Below are 557 nucleotides of genomic sequence, written 5' to 3' on the forward strand. Positions count from 1 at the left end.
TTTCTTCTGCGCGAGCAACCGCAGCTTGCATGGCTTTTGCAACGATGTCCGTTAACTGATGTTCGTTGAATGTACGAAGTGCTTCGGCGGTTGTGCCGCCTTTCGAAGTCACGTTTTCACGCAGTGTCGACAGTTCGGTGTCTGGATTGCTCACCACCATACTTGCCGCACCCAGCGCTGCTTGTTGAACCAACAAACGAGCCGTTTCTTTATCAAAACCTTGAGCTATCGCTTCAGCTTGCATCGCTTCCATAAACAGGAAGAAGTATGCCGGAGCGCTGCCTGCTGCTGCAATCACATTGTTGATGCCTGATTCTTGTTCCACCCAGCAAACTTTACCAACCGCTTGCATCAGTTCTGCGGCAAAGGCTCTGTCTTGTTCTTTGACATGTTCTGGAGCGAATAAGCCACTCATGCCCAAACCCAACTGAGATGGAGTGTTTGGCATTACGCGAACCAAATTCAATTTTGTCGCTAGCATCTCATCCAAACGTGAACAATTGATGCCTGCCGCAATAGAAATCACGAGCTTGTTGCTAAAGTCGATAGATTGCAGA

The 557-nt window shown here is 48.7% G+C and carries 1 protein-coding gene; it reads right to left on the reverse strand.

The window, feature by feature from the left end:
* Window positions 1–557: pyrroline-5-carboxylate reductase (locus R7O13_RS29730; RefSeq protein WP_318305575.1), on the reverse strand; the 557-nt coding region annotated here is incomplete at both ends.

It is taken from the genome of Vibrio sp. Y176, assembly GCF_033438945.1.